17 protein-coding genes are annotated in these 22,370 nt (G+C 53.4%); 15 read left to right on the top strand and 2 right to left on the bottom strand.

Going from position 1 to position 22,370, the window contains the following annotated elements:
- The first annotated feature begins 29 nt into the window (after positions 1 to 29).
- The 3 genes from NYE69_RS31290 to NYE69_RS31280 all read left to right on the top strand — a co-directional run bounded on the left by NYE69_RS31290 (position 30) and on the right by NYE69_RS31280 (position 3,758).
- Positions 30 to 1,358: an MFS transporter gene (locus NYE69_RS31290; protein WP_445744806.1), complete on the top strand. Its 1,329-nt coding sequence runs from the start codon at positions 30 to 32 to the stop codon at positions 1,356 to 1,358.
- 344 nt (positions 1,359 to 1,702) lie between these two features.
- Positions 1,703 to 2,620: an IS1595 family transposase gene (locus tag NYE69_RS31285; RefSeq protein ID WP_340929956.1), complete on the top strand. Its 918-nt coding sequence runs from the start codon at positions 1,703 to 1,705 to the stop codon at positions 2,618 to 2,620.
- A 544-nt stretch (positions 2,621 to 3,164) separates the two neighbouring features.
- Positions 3,165 to 3,758, top strand: a complete 594-nt coding sequence (locus NYE69_RS31280) for a TVP38/TMEM64 family protein (protein WP_328271383.1) — start codon at positions 3,165 to 3,167, stop codon at positions 3,756 to 3,758.
- 63 nt (positions 3,759 to 3,821) lie between these two features.
- On the opposite strand, the gene NYE69_RS31275 is transcribed toward NYE69_RS31280, so the two are convergent.
- Entirely contained in the window at positions 3,822 to 4,892 is a 1,071-nt protein-coding gene (locus NYE69_RS31275; protein WP_340929954.1) for a GntR family transcriptional regulator, read from the bottom strand.
- 348 nt (positions 4,893 to 5,240) lie between these two features.
- Here NYE69_RS31275 and NYE69_RS31270 point away from each other — a divergent pair, with 348 nt between their 5' ends.
- From NYE69_RS31270 to NYE69_RS31215, 12 genes are all read left to right on the top strand, one after another.
- On the top strand, positions 5,241 to 6,149 hold the full coding sequence (locus NYE69_RS31270; RefSeq protein WP_036619645.1) for a carbohydrate ABC transporter permease: 909 nt from the start codon (positions 5,241 to 5,243) through the stop codon (positions 6,147 to 6,149).
- Between the two features lie 14 nt (positions 6,150 to 6,163).
- A complete protein-coding gene (locus NYE69_RS31265) occupies positions 6,164 to 6,997 on the top strand; it encodes a carbohydrate ABC transporter permease (RefSeq protein WP_340929951.1) in 834 nt (277 codons plus the stop codon).
- Positions 6,998 to 7,037: 40 nt separating this feature from the next.
- Positions 7,038 to 8,459 (top strand): ABC transporter substrate-binding protein, encoded by a 1,422-nt coding sequence (locus tag NYE69_RS31260; protein WP_036619649.1) that lies wholly within the window; start codon positions 7,038 to 7,040, stop codon positions 8,457 to 8,459.
- Between the two features lie 21 nt (positions 8,460 to 8,480).
- Positions 8,481 to 10,256: a glycoside hydrolase family 2 protein gene (locus tag NYE69_RS31255; RefSeq protein WP_340929949.1), complete on the top strand. Its 1,776-nt coding sequence runs from the start codon at positions 8,481 to 8,483 to the stop codon at positions 10,254 to 10,256.
- Positions 10,253 to 12,031 (top strand): glycoside hydrolase family 2 protein, encoded by a 1,779-nt coding sequence (locus NYE69_RS31250; RefSeq protein WP_340929947.1) that lies wholly within the window; start codon positions 10,253 to 10,255, stop codon positions 12,029 to 12,031. The genes NYE69_RS31255 and NYE69_RS31250 overlap by 4 nt, the downstream gene beginning before the upstream one ends.
- Positions 12,032 to 12,233: 202 nt before the next feature.
- A complete protein-coding gene (locus tag NYE69_RS31245; RefSeq protein WP_340929946.1) occupies positions 12,234 to 13,199 on the top strand; it encodes a glycoside hydrolase family 43 protein in 966 nt (321 codons plus the stop codon).
- A 465-nt stretch (positions 13,200 to 13,664) separates the two neighbouring features.
- A complete protein-coding gene (locus tag NYE69_RS31240) occupies positions 13,665 to 14,606 on the top strand; it encodes an ArsR/SmtB family transcription factor (protein WP_328271377.1) in 942 nt (313 codons plus the stop codon).
- Between the two features lie 774 nt (positions 14,607 to 15,380).
- On the top strand, positions 15,381 to 16,718 hold the full coding sequence (locus NYE69_RS31235) for an ABC transporter substrate-binding protein (RefSeq protein ID WP_340929945.1): 1,338 nt from the start codon (positions 15,381 to 15,383) through the stop codon (positions 16,716 to 16,718).
- Positions 16,719 to 16,797: 79 nt separating this feature from the next.
- Positions 16,798 to 17,685: a carbohydrate ABC transporter permease gene (locus NYE69_RS31230; protein ID WP_340929943.1), complete on the top strand. Its 888-nt coding sequence runs from the start codon at positions 16,798 to 16,800 to the stop codon at positions 17,683 to 17,685.
- Between the two features lies 1 nt (position 17,686).
- The gene (locus tag NYE69_RS31225; protein ID WP_036619663.1) at positions 17,687 to 18,493 is read left to right on the top strand and encodes a carbohydrate ABC transporter permease; all 807 of its coding nucleotides are present in this window, start codon (positions 17,687 to 17,689) and stop codon (positions 18,491 to 18,493) included.
- Positions 18,494 to 18,635: 142 nt separating this feature from the next.
- The gene (locus NYE69_RS31220; protein ID WP_340929941.1) at positions 18,636 to 20,396 is read left to right on the top strand and encodes a glycoside hydrolase family 2 protein; all 1,761 of its coding nucleotides are present in this window, start codon (positions 18,636 to 18,638) and stop codon (positions 20,394 to 20,396) included.
- An 18-nt stretch (positions 20,397 to 20,414) separates the two neighbouring features.
- Positions 20,415 to 21,290 carry an MBL fold metallo-hydrolase gene (locus tag NYE69_RS31215; RefSeq protein ID WP_155620858.1) on the top strand — a complete coding sequence of 292 codons (876 nt, stop codon included), beginning with the start codon at positions 20,415 to 20,417 and terminating at the stop codon, positions 21,288 to 21,290.
- A 29-nt stretch (positions 21,291 to 21,319) separates the two neighbouring features.
- Here NYE69_RS31215 and NYE69_RS31210 read toward each other — a convergent pair whose 3' ends face one another.
- A complete protein-coding gene (locus tag NYE69_RS31210; RefSeq protein ID WP_340929939.1) occupies positions 21,320 to 22,288 on the bottom strand; it encodes a helix-turn-helix transcriptional regulator in 969 nt (322 codons plus the stop codon).
- Positions 22,289 to 22,370 lie beyond the last annotated feature (82 nt).

Genomic DNA, 22,370 nt, shown 5'->3' with positions numbered 1-22,370 from the left:
TTACAATGTGGCTGTAAGCCGAACGTGAAATGGAGGAATGCCCGGTGCAAAATCAAAATAACGAATCCTGTCCATCCCTGCGGTCGAACCGCAGCTTCCGGCACATGTTTGCCGCCTATGCCCTGGCCACCTTTGGCGATTGGTTTGACGCCCTGGCAATCCAGGTAATTGTCGCTTACCGTTGGGGAGCCGATCCGCTTTTGCTGGCACTGATTCCGGTCACCATGGCGCTGCCGGGAGTCCTGCTGGGCTCTTTTGCCGGAGCGCTGGCCGACCGGCTGCACAAAGCGAAGCTTATGCTTCTGTGCGATCTGGTGACCGCGCTCCTGACCGCGGCCATACTGGCTGTGCCGAACCTGTATTGGCTGCTGCCGCTGCTTGCCTTTCGTGCGGCGGCAGGCGTCTTCCACGTACCGGCTCAGCAGGCACTGACACGCCAGATTGTGCTGCCCGGCCAACTGCTCCAGGCTACAGCGCTGAACGGGTTGGTCGGGCAAGGCTCCAAGGTGGCCGGGCCGCTGCTGGGAGCCGTGGCCCTGGCGGCATTTGGCCCCAAGGCGTGCATCGCGATCAATATTGGCGCGAGGCTCCTGTCCGCAGCGCTGCTGTATCCTCTTGGCCGGCTGCCGAATGGCAACGCGGAACGCATCCACGTTTCCGGCGCCCGGCGTCCGCATATGCTGCGCGGACTCCTTGACGAATGGCGGGAAGGCTGGCTGCTTCTCGCGCAAACGAAACTGCTTAGAAATACGATGCTGTTTGGACTCGTAGCGCTGATCGTTTTGATGATGGTCGATTATCAGTTTGCCGCGCTGTTGCGCGGGATCGCGCCCGGCAACGAATCGCTGATCGGCTGGCTCGTATCCGCGATCGGAGCCGGAGCCGTGCTGGTCCTCCTGCTGCTTAACCGGTTCCGCCGGATTTCCTCAGGCTGGGGACTCGGTGGCGGCTGCGCTCTGATCGGCGGGGGGATCGCCCTACTGGGCCTCTGTCCTCCCGGAATGGGACCGGCATGGCTGCTCGGATTCGGCCTTCTGATCGGTATCGGCAACGGCGCGTATATGGTGACGCAAAATTATGTCCTGCAGAAGGAATCGCCAGAACAGGCGATCGGCCGCGTATTCGGCATTCAAAATACGATCTCCAGCACGATCATGCTGACCGCTCCGCTGGCCGGGGGCGTCTTGATCCGGCTGGTTTCGGCAGGCACCGCGTTTCTGCTGATCGGCCTGCTGCTTGCCGCGATCGGGACGGCGGGCGTGCTGTTTCGCGCGGCCTTATGGCCCGTTTCGCCGCCGGAGAGTGAAGAACCCGGCCTGCCGCCTGTGGCCGAGCGTTCTTATCCGGACGGGGCGTGACCGCCAGGCATTATTTGATGCTAGATTCGAGCAGTGCCACAAATCGACGCCAGGTGGGGGGGCTGTTTAAAGGGGCTGCTTAAAGGGACTGTCTATAGCGCTCGTGTCTTGGTGTCCCTGCCTTCTGCCTGCCTTTGCACGATTATCCCTTTTGCTCATGGAGCAGGGAGCAGGGGGTGGCTAGAGCAAGGGGTCCAAAAAAAAGAGATGAAAAAAACAAAAAAGATGAGGAAAAAATGAGGCGCTTCAGGTGAGATTTTCGGCTTGATAAGGGAACGTGCGTTTGGTATAATGAAATAAATGGAACTTGTGTTCGTATATTCTTGATTCGGGGGCGAGCGGATATGGAAGCCAATGCGGGAACGGAACTTCAACCATTCAGCAGCCGTTATAACAGCGAGCAGGACTGCATGGAGGCGCTAATCGCGATGAAGTGGCCAAACGGCTTCGTCTGCCCGCGCTGCGCTTACACCCGGTGCAGCCGTCTGACTTCCCGGCATATCCCCTTGTTCGAGTGCGGAAAGTGCAAGCATCAAACATCGCCTTTGGTCGGCACGATTTTTGAAGGAACGCATCTACCCTTGCTCAAGTGGTTCAAGGCCCTGGATTTATTCCTGCTTGAGGGCGGCATCTCGGCGCTGCGGCTGCGCCAGGTGATCCGGGTCGCCTACAAGACCGCCTGGCTGCTGCTACATAAAATACGCCATGCCGTCGGGGAGTTTGATGCCCGGGAGCTGCTCTCCGGAGACGTGAAGGTGAACAGCGATCAGTATGGGCGTGATCCGTCCCGGTGTCAGCTTTCGCATCCGTATGCCTCGGCGGTCGTAGCCGGCTGCACGGTCACGGAGTCGGGCGAGCCGGAGCAGGTCAAAATCCGCCTGGTACCGCATAAGAGGGGAGACGGGAAAATGGCAAACCGTCAAGATCTAACCGCGTTTATTGGCGGGCATGTGGATGTCCGTACATCGGCGGTGCAGTCGTTCCTTCAAGCCTTTCGGCTGTATGCGCCCTTGCGGAAAGTGGTGAGAGAGGCGTGGGAATCGCTGAAGAGTACGTATGGAGCCTTGGGACTGAAGCATCTGCAGGCGTACCTGAACGAGTACACTGGACGCCGCCGGCTGCGCCTGTCCGGAGGACTGCCCGGAGCGGAAGAAACGATGCGGCAGGAGTTGCTGCAGATGTGTGTGGCGATTCCGGCGATCCCTTACCGCCGGCTGATCGCGCGCCAACCGAACCAGCCCCTTGCGGCTGCTGCAGCCTGATCGAGACGCTTGAACGGTGGGGGGGTTGATGTGGATTAACTTGATAGGTGGGGGTGAGCATGAACAGTGCGGGCATTGCTGCAGATGGAAGGGTTCAGGGTTCAGGCTACAGCAAAATCACGGTCTTTTCGTTTCACTCGTGTCTTGTCCTTGATCTCCTGTCTTGATCGCTTGTCCGGTCTGTTTCACCTACCCTAAACCTGATTCCTTCTCCTAAGCCCGTCTAAATTATCTCAAACCTATCTGTTTCTCCACCAAATATTTTTTTCTCCCGAGCTTGTCTTGCTCTCTGCTACCTGATTAAATGGGATAATCGTGCAAAGCCTCCGGACAGGGAGTGTTGATCTGCCGCCCCTCTCCCCCCCACTTCCCTATCCTCAAGCTTTTAACGCCGGGCAAAGAACCTCGCCAGCGGCGATGTTTTTCTAATAATATCCATCATATTGTTGATTATTCAGGCCGGGAATTCGGGCCCGGATATAGTATAATGGGGGCACCCGGATAGGAGAGGTGAAGTTTATTGTCAGGCGCAGAACTTAGCATGATGGATTATTTTACGGAACAAAATATAGAGCTCTTCCTGGAGCGATTCCGCTCTCTGGGGCCGCTGCCCGGCATTCTGCTGACCTTCCTGAAATCGTTCGTTCCGCCGCTGCCGACGATTGTGATCGTGGGGGCCAATGCCGCGATTTACGGGATGTGGCTGGGCTTCTTATACTCCTGGATTGGGCTCGTGAGCGGGAGTTTGCTGACCTTTCTGCTGATCCGAAAAGCGGCCGAGACTCCCTTCATGCGCCGCTGGGCGGCCAAGCCCAAGGTGCGGAAAGCGATGATATGGGCACGCAGAAACGGATTCAGCTTCGTATTTCTGCTCAGCATGCTGCCGGTAGGCCCGTTCGTCGTGATTAACATGGCCGCGGGGCTAACGCGGATGCCGGCCGTTTCCTTTGGCACGGCGGTAGCTTTGGGGAAGGCCGTCATGGTCTTCTGCGTGTCCTATATCGGCACGCATCTGTCCGATTTTGCCGCGCAGCCGGCCAAGCTCCTTGGCGTCGCGGCGTTCATTGCGGCTTCCTTGTGGTTGAACCGTAAGCTGCAGAGCTACTTTACGGCAGCCGCGGCCGAGCCCGCCGAGTAAACATGGGATAACAAGACTGGAGTTGGTTTGGCGTTATGAAGACCTGCGTGAAATCCCCCCAAATCAAAGAACCCCCAACTTCTGCGGACTTTCTTTCAAACAGAGCGTAACCGGTTCGAGATGCTGCTGCGGGGCATCCTGCCCGTGCAGTTGGCCTTTGAGCAATTCAACGGTTTTTCGGCTGATCTCCTCAATATTTTGCGTAACGTAGGACACACCGGGCAATTCGGGATTGTCAAAGGTTATGAGCTCGATCCGGTCCAGTAAATGCTGCTCGCTCAAATAATCGTACACGTAATGGGCCAATTGGACATTGACGGTAAAAACAGCGGTAATTTGCTCCCTGTCCTTTAAAAAATCGGTGATTTCCCGTTTCGCCTGATTTTGCTGAAGCGATTGCAATTCAAGCATACACCATAACGTTTTATCGATAGGGAACTGGTGTTTCAAATAGGCTTTTTCATAACCGGCGGCCCGGTCTTCCGTGACCGAATTCGTAATTTCCGGAGAAATATAGGCGATATGCCGGTGTCCCTTGGACAGCAAATACTCGATAGCTTCAAAGGTTCCTTGCATATTATCCGAGGTTACGCTGGCCATGCGAATATTTTTAAAAAACCGGTCTACCAATACAACCGGAAACTTGTCGAACGCCAGCTGAATAATGGTCTCGTTATAATTCTCCGCTTCGGTCGGAAAAATGATCAATCCTTTAACCCCAAAATCCAATAACTGACGAATCCCCAAGGTTTCCCCTTCGGCGGACTCCCGCGTGATCCGCAGCATAATTTGGAACCCTTCCTCGCTGGCGTATTTCTCAATATAGTTGAGCAGCTGTTGATCTATTCGGGTTTTCATGCTGGGGAAAACAACGCCGATCATCACCGGAGAGTTCGAAACAGGCCGCAATTCCGCGGACTGGCGGGAGACGAAGGTCCCTTTTCCCTGGATTCTTTCGACCCACCCTTCCTCGGCGAGGCCAATGAGCGCGTTTTTGGTCGTGATTTGACTAACGCGGTATAAGCTCGACAATTCCTTCTCCGATCCGACCCGATCTCCCGGGCGGAGCACGCCAAGCTTAATCTGTTCTTTGATGCTCTCCTGGATTTGTTTATAAAGCGGCAGTTCTTTCATAGATTCGCACCCACACCTAAATAGGATTGTATTATACTAAGTTGATTATATATTTTGTAAGAAGAAGTGTCTACAGAAATTGGAAATAGAAATTAGTATATTATGTAATGATATTTAAACGAATTTAGACACAGGGAATTCATCTATGTTTATAACTTTATACTATATTTAGTATATATTATTTAGGTGGTATATACTAATATAGATTTTGCAGATGAAACCGCGTCATAGTATATCTTGCCAATGTTTATAGCCGGGAGGTGGCGGAGTACTGAAGCTGCAGTGCAAGAAAACTGCAAGTGAAAATCTCAAGCAATTGAAAGCGCATCCAGAAAAGGGGTGAGGGAAATGATTGTGAAAGCGGACACAGGGCAAGCTAAAAAGTTTTCAGAGAGAATGCTGCCCTATATCTTTATTGGACCTGCCGTAATACTTATCACTTTATTGGCTATCGTGCCTTTGTTTTACTCCGTTTATATCAGCTTGTTGAACTATAATCTGTCTCTGCCAAGCACGATGATCAAGTTTGCCGGGTTGGAAAACTACCGGTATATGTTCAGCAACGGTCCGTTTATGAAGTCCATCGTATGGACGCTGGTCTTCACTTTCTTTACGGTATCCTTGAACGTAACGTTGGGGATGGTCCTGGCGCTTATTTTAAATAACGAGAAAATCAGCAGACAGACGCGGATATTCAAAAGCTTGTTTATTCTTCCGATGATGCTGGCCCCCGTCGTTTCAACAACGATGTGGAAAATTATGTTTGGCGCCATTTACGGGCCTATCAATTATATTATCGAATCCCTCGGACTGAAAGCGGTGGCCTGGACGGGGGAGACGCTGCCGGCAAAGATCGCCGTCATCATGATCGATGTGTGGGGTTCAACCCCCTTTTGCATGCTCATCCTGATCGCGGCTTTGCAAACGGTGCCAAAAGATATTTATGAAAGCGCGTATATCGACGGAGCAAACCGGGTAAACACATTCTTCAAGATTACGTTGCCGCTGATTCGTAATTTTATAGCGCTCGTCGTTTCGCTGCGCGTGATGGATGCTTTAAAAATATTCGATTCGATCATGATTTTGACGGATGGCGGCCCCGGGGATACGACCGAAACGATGGGAACGATGATCTACAAGACGGCCTTTCGTTATATGAACGTTGGGGCCGGTTCCGCGGGAGCGATCATTTTCTTCGCGATTATCGTCGTCGTCACGCTCGTGTTCCTGAAAGTGCTTCGTAACGATCGGCAATAGGAAGGGGGGAGAACATGAAAAAATTTTATGCCGAAAAAAGCGCGCTTTATTTGCTGCTTCTTCTTTTTATCGTCCTGTTTTTGTTTCCGATTTATTGGGCGGTAACGACTTCATTCAAGTCTGTCGGCCAGATTATGAAAGTACCTCCGGAATTTTTTCCCTCCAAGTGGGTTTTGCAGAACTATGTAGAGGTGTTTACGGAGCATCAGATCGGAACATATTTTCTCAACAGCCTGATCGTTGCCGTTGTTACTACGTTGTGCACTTGCCTTGCGGCTACTTTTGCCGGATACGGCTTTTCGCGTTTCAAGTTCAGCGGGAAAGCTTTCTGGCAGTATGCCATCATTGTGATGCGTATGGTTCCGGGGCTGGTATTCATCATTCCCTACTATATTATTTTCCAAAAGCTAGGCATTCTTGATACGCTTTTCGGACTTATTATCGTTTACATTACCGCCTCTCTTCCGTTGGCTATCTGGCTGTTTATGGGATTCTTCGACGAGTTGCCGGCAGAGATGTTCGAGGCGGCCAAAATCGACGGCAGCAGCGAGTTCGGCATTTACTGGAGGATCGCCCTGCCCCTGATCGTGCCGGGGATCGTCGTGGCTTCTATACTCGTGTTTCTGGCTGCGTATAACGAGTTCAGCCTTTCTCTCGTGCTTGTGTTTACGGACCAGAACAAAACGCTTCCGCTCGGTATCAGCGGCATGATTCAACTGCAGAAGGATACGCCGTTCGGCACATTGGCCGCCGCCGGCACCATCGCCTTCATTCCGGCGCTCATTCTGGCGTTGACGACGCAAAAGTATGTGCAAGCCGGGATTACTGCCGGAGCGGTCAAAGGTTAAACAACCATAACAACAAAATTTTGATCAGGGGGTTTCAGATATGGGAAGAAAATTGCAGTTAACGATGACATGCCTGCTGGCAACGACGCTGATCCTCAGCGCATGCGGTTCCAAAAAGGCCGAACCTTCGGCTCCGGAAGGCGAATTTAAGGAAATTACGGTACAAGCCCCGGACGTGCTCGGCATTAAATTGAACGATCTGAACGGAGGAGGAACGCTCGGCGGACAATATGCGGGGCAAAAAATCGTAGTGGCGACAAGAACGGGGGACTTTGCGGACGCGCTGAAAAATGCCGCGAAATACTTTGAGCAGGCTTCGGGAGCGTCGGTGGAGGTACAAAGCTTTCCGGCAGGCACCGATGTCGAGAAAATTCAATTGGATTTGAACACGGGACATCACTTTGACGCGGTGTTGATGCCGGTGGCCAATGTGCACGGCTATGCGGAGGGAGGACTTATCCAGGACTTGCAGCCGTACGTTGATTCCATTGCAAGCCCGAATCTGGACTTGGATGATTTTATTCCAAGCTTATTGCAAAGTTATGGCAAGTATAAAGGAAAGCTGGTTGCTTTCCCGTACAAACCGGATTCGCAGTTGTTTTTCTACCGCAAGGATCTGTTTGAGGATCCGAAAATCAAAGAGCAGTATAAAGCAAAAACGGGCAAAGAACTGGCGGTACCGACCACGGTTGAAGATTTCTTGACGACGGCCGAATTTTTCACGCAGAAGTTCAATCCGGAGTCTCCGACCAAATACGGGTACAGCTCTATGGCTTCCAAAACCAACAGCCGGTTGATTTGGCAAAATCGTTTGGCGGCTTTCGGCGGGAAAGATGTGGATGAAAATTTCAAGCCGGCATTTAACAATGAAGCGGGGCTGAAAGCGATGGAAACGATGGTGGAATTGCGGAAATACGCCCCTTCCGAGTGGCTGCAATTGGGCTGGGACGAGGCGAATGCGCTGTTCGCCAGCGGTGAAGTTGCCATGATGGAACAATGGCCGGGGCTTTATAGCACCATTGAAGGCGATCAATCGAAGGTGAAGGGCAAGGTCGGCTTTGGAGTTACTCCGGGCGGATCGCCTACGATGGGCGGTTGGGCGATCGCGATGACGAGTACGACGAAATATCCCGAAGCTACTTATAAATTTTTGGAGTATGTCACTTCGAAGGACGGGGAATTGCTGAAAATCGATTATACCATGGACCCGACACGTACTTCCAATTACGAACGTCCGGAAGTGATGGCTTCCAATCCGATGTATCCGGCACTGCTCGACTCCTTGTCCGCGGCGAAAATTTTGGTGGATCCGGACGTGCCGTTCGTATCGTCAAAACTGAACGATATTATGGAAAATGCGGTTCAGGCCGTGCTGAGGGACTTCCTTACTCCGCAAGCGGCGCTTGACGAGATGCAGCAAGAGTTCGAAAAAGAAATTAAATTTGCCGGTTTAAGTCAATAGTTGAGGGGAGTTGCGGACAGCATGAGCGGTATGCATACGCGCGGGGAGTATCCGCGTCCACAGTTTGAACGGAGTTTGTGGTTAAACTTGAACGGCGAGTGGCAATTTCAATTCGACGACAAACAGGTCGGGGTTGCCGAACAATGGTTCAAGGACAAGATTCTGGAGCAAAAAATCCGCGTGCCTTTTTGTTACCAAAGCAAATTGAGCGGAATCGGAGTTTCGGAGTTTCACGATACGGTCTGGTACAAAAGGACGGTCGACATTCCCGAGGAGATGAAGGGCAAGCGGATTATCCTGCATTTCGGAGCGGTTGATTACGCTTCCCGGGTTTGGGTGAACGGCCATATGGTCGCTGCACATGAGGGAGGACATACCCCGTTCGCCGCAGACATTACGGATGCGCTGAAGGAGAGCGGCCCGAACGTAATTACGCTGCGTGCGCAAGACTTCAGCAGGGATGTTACCTTGCCGAGAGGCAAGCAATATTGGAGAGAAAAATCCGAACTGATCTTTTATACTTCGACAACGGGAATCTGGCAGCCCGTGTGGATCGAGGCGGTAGAACCGATTCATTTGCGCCGGGTTTACTATTACCCCGATATTGACCGGAATGAAATCGGTATTCAATACGTAGTGGAAGGCTGGACGGAAGATACGGAGATTACGATCCGGACCCAAATCTCTTTTGAAGGGGAAACGCTCGCGGTCGATGAGTGTAAAATGACGGCATCCCGGCAAAAGCGCCGGATCGAGCTGCATGATTTTAACGATCACGGGATGGGGCGCTGGTGGAGCCCGGAGCATCCGCATCTGTACGATGTGGAATACCGTTTGTATGCCGGAGGGGCTTTGCTGGATACGGTCCGCAGCTACTTTGGGATGCGCAAAGTGTCCGTGGACAGCGGCAAACTGTGCCTGAACAACCGCCCGTTTTACATGAAGGCTATCCTGGATCAAGGCTATTTTCCTGGCGGCATCTTGACAGCCCCGGCGGATGAGGATTTAAGACGGGATGTGGAGCTGACCAAACAAATGGGGTTCAACGGTGTCAGAAAACATCAAAAAATTGAAGATCCGCGTTTTCTGTACTGGTGCGATAAACTGGGACTCGTCGTTTGGGGGGAGGCCGCGAATGCCTATGCTTTCAGCGAGAGCTACGTGAAGAAATTTACGGCGGAATGGGCCGAAGCGGTGGATCGCGACTTCAACAGCCCTTCGATCATCACCTGGGTACCGCTGAATGAAAGCTGGGGCATCCCGAACGTGAAGGTGGACGAGCAGCAACGGCAGCACGCCATCACAATGTATCATTTCACAAGATCGCTGGATCCGACAAGATTGGTCATTTCCAACGACGGCTGGGAGCACGCGCAATCGGACTTGTGCACGATCCACGACTACCGGTGGGATTACGGCGAACTAACCCAAAAATACAGCCGGATCGAAACAGCGCTGGATGCGCCGCAAAATCGGGATATGTATGTGAAAGGGTATCGGTATGAGGGACAACCGGTTTTAATGACGGAATTTGGAGGGATTTCCTTCCAGTCCGGAGACCAGAGCGGCTGGGGTTACTCGGGGGCGATCGACGCCGCGGACTTCGAGGTGCGCGTGCGGGCGGTGATCAAGGCGATGCATGATTCACCGCTAATCCAAGGTTACTGTTATACGCAATTAACCGATGTCGAGCAAGAAATCAACGGGCTGCTGACCTTTGACCGCGAATCGAAAATTCCTCTGGGAACGATACGGCGATTTAACGAGGGCAAATTTGAACCGGAGGAGGACCTATGACAACAACGGCAATACCAAGAGCGGAATATCCGCGTCCGCAATTCGTCAGAAATAGTTGGCGCAGTCTGAACGGGACATGGTCTTTTAAGTTTGATGACCGGATCGTCGGGGTTAAGGAAAAATGGTACCAAGGAAAGGCGAATTTTCCGCTGGAAATCACGGTGCCTTTTTGTTATCAGAGCGAACTGAGCGGGATCGAAGACAAGCAGGTACACGAATGTGTGTGGTACGAAAAAACCTTTACGATCCCCGATGAATATGCGGGCAAACGGGTAATCCTGCATTTCGGGGCGGTGGATTACGAATGCAGCGTGTGGGTGAACGGCTTGCCGGCCGGGAAACACCGCGGCGGGTTTGCCTCTTTTTCGCTCGAGATTAGCGATCTGATCGCCGGGAAGGACAATCGGATTACCGTAATGGCCCGGGATTATCTACGGGATTTGACGATTCCCCGGGGCAAGCAATACTGGAAGGCTAAGGGGGAAGTCATGTGGTTTACGAACATGACCGGTATCTGGCAGTCCGTGTGGCTTGAATTCGTTGACGAAATTTATATGGAAAAGGTGCGGTTCACACCGCATTTGGATACGAATGAAATCGAAATTCAGGCGTTTATCGACGGTTGGGATGACCGGCATCGGATAGAGCTGGATACGCGTATCGAATTCGCCGGGGATGTCGTCGCGGAGGAAAGCAGGAGAATCCTGGCGGGCACGGAGGCTTGGCGCGTGAATTTGCGGGACTTTAACGATCACGGCTTGGGACGCTGGTGGTCGCCGGAAACCCCCAACTTGTACGACGTCAGCTTTGAACTTAAAGTCGATGGAGTGACCGTCGATCAAATTGGCAGTTACTTCGGGATGCGCAAAATATCCGCAGACGATGGGAAACTGTGCCTAAATAACCGCCCATACCGTATGAAGCTCGTGCTGGATCAAGGTTATTTTCCGCAAAGCTTGTTGACGGCCCCAACGGAGGAAGCGCTTCGCCGCGACGTCGAATTGTGCAAAGAGATGGGATTCAACGGAATGCGCAAGCATATGATGGTAGCGGACCCGCGATATTTATATTGGTGCGACAAACTTGGCGTGTTGGTTTGGGGAGAGATGGCGGCCGCCTACGTATATAACGAACAATATGCCTACCGCATGATCGAAGAATGGAAGGAGGTCATCGACCGCGACTACAACCACCCTTCCATCGTTGTTTGGGTTCCGCTGAACGAAAGCTGGGGAGTTGCGGATATTTATTATAACGAGAAGCAGCAGCATCACGCGCAATCCCTTTACCATATCACCAAATCGGTCGACTCAACCAGATTGGTCATATCCAATGATGGCTGGGAGCATTGCAAATCGGATTTATGCACGGTGCATGATTACTGCAAAGACCCTGAAACTCTGCGCCGGCGCTACTCGAGCATCGAAAATATCATCGCCGATATGCCCGGCCTGGAAGGAAGAAAGTTTATCTACAACCCGGGTTTCTCCTATCAAGGCGAGCCGGTGCTTTGCACGGAATTCGGCGGGGTAAACTACCATGTCGAGCCGAGTTCTCCTGTCGTTGAGCCCAAAGCGGAGAACGGCGAGCAGTTTGTGTCGCAACTGGTGGACGTGATTCAGCCTTTCGTGGTTTCGGGGCTTGTCCAAGGCTACTGTTATACGCAATTAACCGACACGGAAACCGAAATCTGCGGCTTATTGACATGGAATCGGGAGCCCAAGGTTCCGGTGGAAGTCATCCGTAGAATTAACGAAGGATACGCTGACTTTTAATCGAAGATTGCTCAAACGACGATGGGCCCTCCGGTATCCGGAAGGGCTCATTTTGTTTTGGTTCGATAAGAAAATATCTCTTTTTGTGAAAGCGTTGACAATCATCACGGAAAGCATTATCGTTGTAAAATAAATAAAATATTTGTATTAAAACAAATATTTTATTTCACTTGCCAGACTCAATTTATAAAGGAGGCCAAACATGACTCAACATTCGTTCCGTAATCCGATTTTGGCGAATGGGGCCGATCCCTGGATTATCCGGCATCGCGACGGGAGTTATTATATGTCGGTGACGTTGGGAGACCGCATCGCGCTTTGGCGCAGCGCGACCCTGACCGGACTGGCCGAGGTTCAGCCGAAGACGGTCTGGGTTCCCGCAGCGTCCGGCCCGTATTCCCGTAATTTATGGGCGCCAGAGCTCCATTATATCGAGAATCGCTGGTACATCTACTATACGGCGAACGATGGCGGCGGAGACGACACAAGGAGAGTGTGCGTGCTTGAACTGTCGGGGGATGATCCGCTGAACGGCGAGTGGCGTTTTAAAGGCGCCGTCAATACGGAGTTCCCTGGGCTGGACGGGACGGTATTGCCGCACCGAGGGGAACTGTATTTCTTTTACTCCGGTTACGGATATTTTCCCGATTACGGATCGGCCGTTTATGCCGCCCGCATGGCCAATCCCTGGACCCTGACCGGGCCGAATGTGTTGATTACGGCACCGACGCTAGGCTGGGAGAAGCAGGGAGGGATGGCGATCAACGAAGGCCCGGTGTTTTTGCGGCGGGGCGGCTGGATTTTCCTCGTGTTTTCGGCGAGCGCCACCTGGTCGGATGATTACTGCCTGGGAATGACGAGGATTGCGGAGTCCGCGGATCTTCTGGACGCGAAGGCCTGGATCAAACATGAAGGCCCGGTTTTTGTTAAAAATCCGGAGTCAGGGGTCTATGCGCCGGGACATAACAGCTTCACCGTGTCTCCGGACGGCTCCGAGGATTGGATCGCTTACCACGCCTACTCCTATTCCGAGGCGGAGCAGCCGCGCTCATCGGGATCTCCCCGCAGCACGCGCCTGCAAAAATTCGGCTGGAAGAAAGACGGCATGCCGGACTTCGGCGTTCCGCAAGGGGTCGATACCCCTATACCTCGCCCATCGGGAGAATAAAAAAATATCTTCGGAACAAATATTTTGCAACTAGAAAGACTCCCAAAAATCAGGTTTGCGGAAAATAATGGCGTTGACATGCCGCAAATGCCGGATTACAATCTATCAAAATATACAAAATTATTGTATTAAAACATAATATTAGTTTCGACCGTGCCAATTTTGATTTTGCTGGTGTGTCCTTTTCTGCAAGCTGATTGGATCATGTACCCTATGGCCCAATACGACGGCGGCGGGGCGAGTGCGTTTTGTTGGCCAGAACCGTGGGCGGGAACGAAGGCGGAGAAGCGTCTTATCTCGATCTTAGTGTAAATTCAGGGACTCCCGTCAGCTTGTATGTCACCCGTAAAGGTTGGGAAAATGGGGGGCTGATCGTGAAATGAATAACGTTGCTTTATTGCGGCTTTTTATAGTAAAGTCAATAAAGATAGAACAATTTTTGGGAATACGGTTACGGAGGTTCATATGCTGGAAGTCGGTATACATGAACCAGATAAGCTGGTTCAGGTCGCTCACGCGCTCTCGACGCGCTCTAGGGTCGACATGCTTCGTTTGCTCAACACGCGAAGCATGAATATTATTGAACTTGCCGAGGCCCTTCAGCTTCCGGTGTCGACGGTGGCGAACAACGTGAAGGTGCTGGAAGCCGCCGGGCTGATCAATACGGAACTGCTTCCGGCGGTACGCGGAGCGATGAAGGTATGCAGCCGGAATTATGACGATATTCTGATCTCGCTGAACTCAAGCATCCGGACCTCGAAGGACGGGATGAAATATTACGAGGTCGAGATGCCGATCGGCCATTACAGCGATTGCGAGGTGCATCCGACCTGCGGCATGGCGTCAAGCGAAGGGATGCTGGTGCGGGAAGACGAGCCGGCGAGCTTTTATCATCCCAAGCATGTGGCGGCGCAGATTTTGTGGTTCCGCAAAGGTTATGTGGAGTATCAGTTTCCGCTGGAGATTCCGCAAAACGCACGAATCCAGTCGCTCGAACTGTCCATGGAAATGTGCTCGGAAGCGCCGAATTACGACAATGATTGGCCTTCGGATATTTCCGTGTGGATCAACGGCGTGGAGATCGGCATGTGGACGAGTCCCGGCGATTTCGGCGACCGGCGCGGGGCGCTGAATCCGCCGTGGTGGGAAGATTGGTCGACGCAATACGGTCTGCTGAAGACATGGCGGGTTGACCACGAGCGGACCACGTTGGATATGCAGAAAGTGTCCGATGTGACGCTGAGCGATCTGGGCCTTGACCAGCGTCCGAGCCTGCGGGTGCGGATCGGCGTGAAGCCGGACGCTGTCCATAAAGGCGGGGTCAATCTGTTCGGCAAGCAGTTCGGGGATTATGAACAGGATATGATCATGCAGGTTGCGTATACGCTCGATGATCCGGTCGAATAAAACGATCGGAAACGAAACCATGAACTGGATCTGCTCATGCGCGTAATGTATACATTGGATGAAAATGAGTGAAAAAAGAAAGCCGAGCCGTTAATTCCGGTTTCCCGGAGTTGGCGGCTTTTTCTTATGGGTGAAGCTAGCTGTCGGTATGTCATTGGGGAAAGGGGCCCCTGCATACGTTTTGGTGGGGGCCACCGCGGAAATAGCGGTAAAAAAGGGGTGAATGCGGAATAGCGGATTTTTTTACCGCTATATTTTGAAAGCTAGGAGCAAAAAGCCCTTTTTCCAGGCTTCGACTTCAAATAGGAACAAAAAGTTCCGCTATTTTCCGCAGGAGGAGCAAAATCGTAAGGATAGCGCCCCAAATTACCTCTATTTCCGGCAGAGGCGGTAGCAGAGAGCTTCCCGACTCATTCCTGCCCCGCCTAAAGTCCCGAAGCACCGCAGCTGACCGCAGCTAACCGCAGCTGACGCTTGCCTGCGCATGCTTCTTCACAAGTTCCCCTTCCCCGCCGGGTTGCGCATCAAAGGACCGCAGGAGCCAATTCCTCCGGCACTTCTTCTTCTAGCTCGTCCGTTTATTATAATCAGCCGCAGCAGCATGCATTATAAATTACAAAATTATTGTAACAAACAAAAATATTACAAAAAATCAGTATGAAACCGTTGACAAAGTAACCTTCCATCATTATATTAGGTACAAAGGTTCGGAATTTATGTAATAAATCATAAATTCTGTTCCATATTTCACCAAAGTGAAAAGGGGAGGCCAACATGAAAAAAAGCTTTGCAATGCTGCTCGTTTTGTTGCTGTCAATCTCTTTTGCGTTAAGCGCGTGCGGCGGCGGCGGAAATAACGCTGCGGCGCCATCCGGTAATGAAGAGACGAACGGGCAAAGTGATGAAAGCGCTTCAAGTGGTGGCGGCGAGAAGATCCAGTTATCGTTCTGGACGCTTTTCTCCGGCGGAGACGGCGACAATATGCAGGCGATGATCGATGCCTTCAACAAGGAACATCCCGACATTCAAGTGAAAAATACGAAGCTGGAATGGGGCGAGTATTACACCAAGCTGATTACCGCGGTCGGCAACGGCAACGGGCCGGATGTCGGCATCTCCCACATTTCCCGGCTGCCCGATCTGATCGACCAGGGGGTCGTCACCGAGCTTGACGATGTGGCCGCCGAAGCCGGCGTGGACTGGTCTTCCTTCAACCAAAACATCCTCGACGCCTCCGTGGTGGATGGCGCGCATTATGCGGTGCCGATCGATACGCACCCGTTCATTATGTACTACAACAAGAAGCTGCTGAAAGACGCCGGGCTGCTCGGCGAAGACGGCAAACCGGTCATGGAGCAATCGGCCGACGGCTTCGTTGCTTTCCTGAACACGTTGAAAGAAAAACTGCCGGCAAAAGTGACTCCGTTTGCTTTGTCCAACGCAAATGACGATCCGTTCCGTTTGTGGTGGGCGCTGTACTCCCAGCTTGGGGGCAATGACGTCGTTTCCGACGACTTGACCACCGCCCAGGTAGATACGGACAAGGCGGTTCAGGCGGCCCAATATGTCCAGGATCTTTTCCATAAATATAAAGTCATCAAACTGAACGACCCGGACTTCTACAAAAATTTCCAAAGCGGTACGGCCGCCATTATGATGACCGGGGTTTGGGCCACAGGCACCTGGGAGTCCACGGAAGGGCTGGATTTCGGCGCGATGCCGATCCCGAAAATCTTCGATCAGGAAGCGACCTGGGGCGATTCCCATACCGTGATTCTTCCGGTGACCAAAGATGAAGACCCGGCCAAGCGGAAAGCGGCGATCACGTTTGCCAACTGGCTGGCCGACAACGGCCAAGTATGGGCGAAAGCCGGTCATATCCCATCCAAACCGTCCGTGTTTGAGAAACAGGAGTTTAAGGATCTGCCTTACCGGAGCGATTATGTATCCGTGGCTTCGACCGTGAAGTTCAGCAAACCGTCCACGAAAAACTGGCAAATCCGCGATTTGGCCATGTTCAAATATTTGAATGAAGTATGGGCCAACAAAATGACGCCGGCGGACGGCATCGCCAAAATGACCGAGGAAGTCCAAAAGGTATTAAACGAATAGCGGTTAGATCATGACGCCGGCCGGCTTTGAGGCAAAACGCAAGGTCAAAGCCGGCCGGCCAATGGGGAGGCTTGAAACGATGAAGATGAACAAACTGAGAGCGGACGTGCAGGCATTCCTGTTCCTGCTCCCCTTCTTGGTCGTTTATTTCCTGTTTACGATCTGGCCGATGATCAAGGGCGTGGAAATGAGCTTCTATAAATGGACGCTGATCAAAAAGATGAAATACCTCGGCTTGGGCAACTACGAGCGGATGTTTCAGGACCACGAATTTTGGGCGGCGATCGGACACTCGGCCATTTTCGTCATCACTACGACCCCGGCGATGCTTGCCCTGTCCATCGTGCTGGCGCTGATCGCCAACCGGAACTCCAGGCTGCAGCGGTTTTACCGCAGCGTGTTTTTTATCCCCAGCATTTTGTCCGTGGCGGTCGCGTCCTATCTGGGCTTGTTTCTGTTCCAGCCTTATACGGGACTGGTGAACTCCCTGCTTCACCTGCTGAGGCTGCTTCCGGAAGGCGCGGAAATTTTCTGGTTGTCGGAAACGGGGCTGGCCTGGATCGCCGTTTCACTGCTCACGCTCTGGTGGACGGTCGGCTTTAACTTCATTTTATATTTGTCGGCGATGCAGGATGTCCCGGATGAGGTTTATGAAGCGGCGCGCCTGGACGGGGCCACCGATTCCCAGGTTTTTTGGAAAATCACCCTCCCGCTGCTGAGCCCGATCACCAAAACGATCACCATGCTGCAAATTATCGCTTCATTTAAAGTTTTTATGCAGATCTACGTCATGACCGGCGGCGGTCCTTTGGACCAAACCCGTCCCGTCATCCAGTACATTTGGCAAACGGGTTTCCGCAAAAACGACCTCGGTTACGCCTCGGCCATGTCCTACATGCTGTTTGTCATTTTGCTGGTGTTGTCCGGGCTGCAGTATTGGGTGAACAACCGGAAGGAGGCGAGATAGCATGAAGTGGTTTTACCGGATTTTCTCCCTGTTGATGGCGCTGCTGTTCGCTTTTCCGTTAATTTGGATGCTGGTCGTTTCGGTCAAAAAGGAAGGCATGAAAATCATCTCCGTCGTCGACTGGTTTACCCCGCCTTATTCGCTGGCGGTTTACAACGAAGTCATTACCGGCACCAAACTGTTGGCCTGGTCCTGGAACAGCTTTTTCATCGCCGTCTGCGTCACCGTGCTTACGCTGATCATCGCCGCGATGTCGGGGTTCGCCATGTCCAAAATTCCGTTCCGGTACCGGACGTTTATGTTCTTTTTCATTTTGGCGGGGCTGCTGATTCCCGGCGAAGCGACTTTGATTCCGCTGTATCAGGTGGCCAAGGACATGGAGATTCTCAACACTTACATGGGGCTGATTTTTCCCGTTTTGGCCTCCCCGTTTGCGATCATCGTGCTGAAAAGCTTTTTCGACGGCATTCCGAACGACCTGCTGGAAAGCGTGCAGATGGACGGCGGCGGCATCTGGCGGATTTTCATCAACATCATGCTTCCGCTTACCCGTCCCGCGCTGGTGTCGATCGCGATTCTAACGTTTATCGGCTCCTGGAACAACTTCCTGTGGCCGTTCCTGTCCGTCACCGACGACAACCTGTTTACTTTGCCGATGGGAATCCCGACGTTAATGAATCAATATACCGAAGATTATGTCAAACCGATGGTTATCAACACGGTGGCGTCCCTGCCGATCATGGTGCTGTTCCTGATTTTCGAACGGCAGATCATCAAAGGCGTCAGCCTCTCGGGGATCAAAGGGTAACTATATTTGAACTAAAGAAATGGCGGACTTAGGCAAGAGTGTGAAATGATTCTGAACATTTTACACGGCTGCCCCTTTCCGTACAGTTATTAGTTCAACTCATATACTTGAACTTACGATAGATAGAGAAGGAGAGAAGACGATGACAAACCAACTTATGCGCGGTGAATATCCGCGGCCCCAGTTCGTCCGCGAGAAGTGGGCGAGCCTGAACGGAGAATGGGAATTCGCCTTTGACGATGACGGGATAGGGGAGCGGGAAGCCTGGTATGAGCAGGGAAAAGGGCGGTTCAGCCGGAAAATCACGGTTCCCTTCTGTTTTCAAAGCCGGCTGAGCGGGATCGGAGACACGGCCGTTCACGATCAGGTCTGGTACCGCAAATCATTCACCGTTCCCGATGAATACTACGCGGGCAGAGTGCTGCTGCATTTCGGCGCCGTCGATTACGAGGCCAAAGTATGGGTTAACGGCAAGCTGGCGGCGGTTCATGAAGGCGGACACACGCCGTTTCATGCCGACATCACGGACGTTCTCGTCAAGGGCGGCAATACCGTCGTCGTGAAGGCGACCGACTACAGCCGCGACGTCTCGTTGCCGCGCGGCAAGCAGTATTGGGAGGATCGATCAGCGGGAATCTTCTACACGCGCACGACCGGGATTTGGCAGAGCGTATGGCTGGAGCCGGTGCCGGAAACGTATGTGGAGCGCATCCGGATGACTCCGGACATTGACAAAAACGATCTCGATCTGGAGGTGTTTCTGGCGGGCTGCCGGCCTGGCGCCCAGGTTAGCGTTAAGGCCGTTATATCCTTCAAGGGCGAGTTTGTATCCGAAGACTGCTTCGCCTTGAACCATGCTACGGGGCGCCGCTCCATCCATCTGGAGGATTTTAACGATCACGGCCTGGGGCGGTGGTGGACACCGGAACACCCGAACCTTTACGATTTGGAGCTGACGCTGCTGGTGGACGGGGAAACGGTGGATTCGGTAAAAAGCTATTTCGGCATGCGGAAAATCTCCATTGAAGACGGCAAGCTGCTGCTCAACAATCGGCCTTATTATATGAAAATGGTGCTGGATCAAGGTTATTTTCCGGAAGGGCTGTTGACTGCCCCCAGCGACGACGACTTGCGCAGAGATGTGGAACTCACCAAGGCGATGGGCTTTAATGGAGCAAGGAAGCATCAAAAGATCGAGGATCCCCGGTATTTATATTGGGCCGACCGGCTTGGCCTTCTGGTATGGGGGGAAATGGCCAATGCTTTCCGTTTTTCCGAAACTTACGCGGGCCGTATTACCCGGGAGTGGATTCAGGCCGTGGAGCGGGATTTCAATCACCCGTGCATCGTGGTTTGGGTGCCGCTGAACGAGAGCTGGGGCGTCACCAACATTTTGGTGGACCGGCAGCAGCAGCAGCACGCTTTGTCTCTGTATCATTTAACGAAATCGCTGGACCGGACGCGCCCCGTCATCTCCAATGACGGATGGGAGCTGGTCGCCACCGACTTGCTCACCATTCACGATTATGAATGGCGGCGGGAGGTGCTCGCGGAACGGTATGCCGCGCGGGCAACCGCTTTGGCCGCCAAGCCGGGCAACCGCTGGATTCTCGTACCCGGGTTCCCGGACGAAGGCCAGCCGATCCTGCTGACGGAGTTTGGCGGCATTTCCTTCAAAGCCGGCGATTGGGACGGATGGGGTTATTCCGGGGCCGAAAATGAGCAGGATTTTGCGGCGCGTTTGCAGAATGTAATTGAACCCGTTTTGCAATCGCCGGTGGTGCAGGGCTTTTGTTACACCCAATTTACGGATGTGGAACAGGAAATCAACGGCCTGTTGACCTATGACCGGAAGCCGAAAATTCCGCTGGAAACCATCCGTTCGATTGTTGCGGGAACCTAAAAGCCAGAGGAGAGCAAAATGACCGATTCAATCCGAAAAGACGCCGGCTTGACCCGCCAAGGCGCCGCCCTGATCAACGAAGTTATCCGTACCGAGGTTCCTTACGGAACGCTTGCGCTATGGTTTCTGGGGCAGGAGAGCGTGATTATTAAAGGAGACGGAATTACGCTTTATGTGGATCCATACGTATCGGGCGACCTTGATTCCGGAGACTGGAGACGGACTTTTCCGGCCCCGATCGAACCGGGGGATATTCTGGGGGCCGATTTATGCCTGATCACGCATGAGCATGACGACCATATGGATGGGGGGACCTTGCCCTATTTTCACCGGCAGAACCCGGCGGCGCCGATCGTGGCCCCGGCCTGCTGCAAGCCGGCTTTGCAGGAGATGGGGATTGCGGCCCCGCAAATTTGGGAGGCCGATGACCGCCGCCAGTTGGAGCTGTTCTCCAAACTCCGCCTTACGGTCATTCCCGCCGCTCACGAACAGTTGGAACGGGATGAGGAAGGAAAACCCCGTTACGTCGGTTACGTGATCGAACTGAACGGCGTCACGCTGTACCATGCCGGGGACACGCTGGTGTACCCCGAATTGATCGAGCGGCTGCGGGAGATCCGGCCGGACGTCGCCCTGCTGCCGATCAACGGCCGCGATTATTTCCGCGGGCAGCGCGGCATCGTCGGCAACATGAACTACCGGGAAGCCGCGGAGCTGGCGGCCGCTATCGACGCCGACACTGTCATCCCGCTGCATTACGACCTGTTTGCCGTCAACGCGGAGAAGCCTGGCCATTTCGTGGACGATTTGTACGAACGTTTTCCGGAGCAAAAATGCCATGTCATGGCCTGCGGAGAGCGGTTCGTATACGTGTCGCCGCGGGCGTTTTTGTAGTTGGATTGGCCGCGGGCCCGCGCCGGCCGTCACTCGCCCGACCCGGAGTACAGCTGGAAGATCGCCTCGGCCTCGCGCCTTACCCGTTCGCGCAGCTCCGGCGGTTCCAGCACCCTGGCCTCCGGGCCGCAGGCGAGCACGATCTCGCACGCCGATTCCAGCGTCTGAAATTCGATATCCGCTGTGACAAACCCCTGTTCGTCCGGTTTTGCGGCATGGAGCACTTTGGCGTAACGCTCCCTGCGCAGCCGGTCCAGCCGGGGTTCTTTGACGTTCACCCGCGCCGGATAACGGGGTAACCTGGATTTGAAGTCGGCGGTGGACTGTTCCCAATATTCCGCCAAATTAAAACCGGCCGGCCGCGCGAAGGTTTCAGCGAGCAGCTCCGCGTCTTCCAGCCGGGAAATGCGGTACGTCCGCATCTCGCCGCCGTCCTCCTGCGCCGCCGCCAGGTACCAGACGCTGCGTTTGGCGATAAGGCCCAGGGGGAGCAGCGTGCGTTCCACGGCCGCATCGTCTTTCCGGTAGCGGATGCGCAGCTTCCTTTGCGCCCATACGGCTTCCTGTACGGTGGCCAGCCAGGGGAAGGCTTCACCCGAAGCGTGCCAGCCGGCGCCGTCGATATGGATGCGCTGGCGGATCAGTTCGGCGTCCTGCCGGATCGGGGCGGGGGAAGCGGCCAACAGCTTTTGGTAAGCCGTTTGGAAATGCCCCTGGATTCCCAAATCGCCGAGCAGCTCGTTATGGCTGGTCAGCAGCAGCGAAACGATTTCCTCCGGCCGCATGCCGGTCAGGTTCGTCCGGTAGCTTTCCGCCAGCATCCACCCACCTTGCGAGCCTCTTTCCGCATAAACCGGGATGCCGGCTGCGCTTAACGCCTCCATATCCCGCCCGATCGTCCGCTCCGATACCTCAAGCTCCTTCGCCAATTGGCGGGAGCTCATTTTCCCCCGATTTTGCAGCAGCAGCAAAATGGCCAGCAACCGATCCGCTCTCAAGTGGCGCTCCTCCCTTACAACGTTTTAGAGATTGTTTCAAAACGTCCGCTCTGCTCCTTACGCCCTAGCTTCATCCGACCTC

This window comes from Paenibacillus sp. FSL R5-0527 (assembly GCF_038008055.1).
Classification (GTDB): Bacteria; Bacillota; Bacilli; order Paenibacillales; family Paenibacillaceae; genus Fontibacillus; species Fontibacillus macerans.
This window is presented reverse-complemented; position numbering and strand designations above follow the sequence as displayed.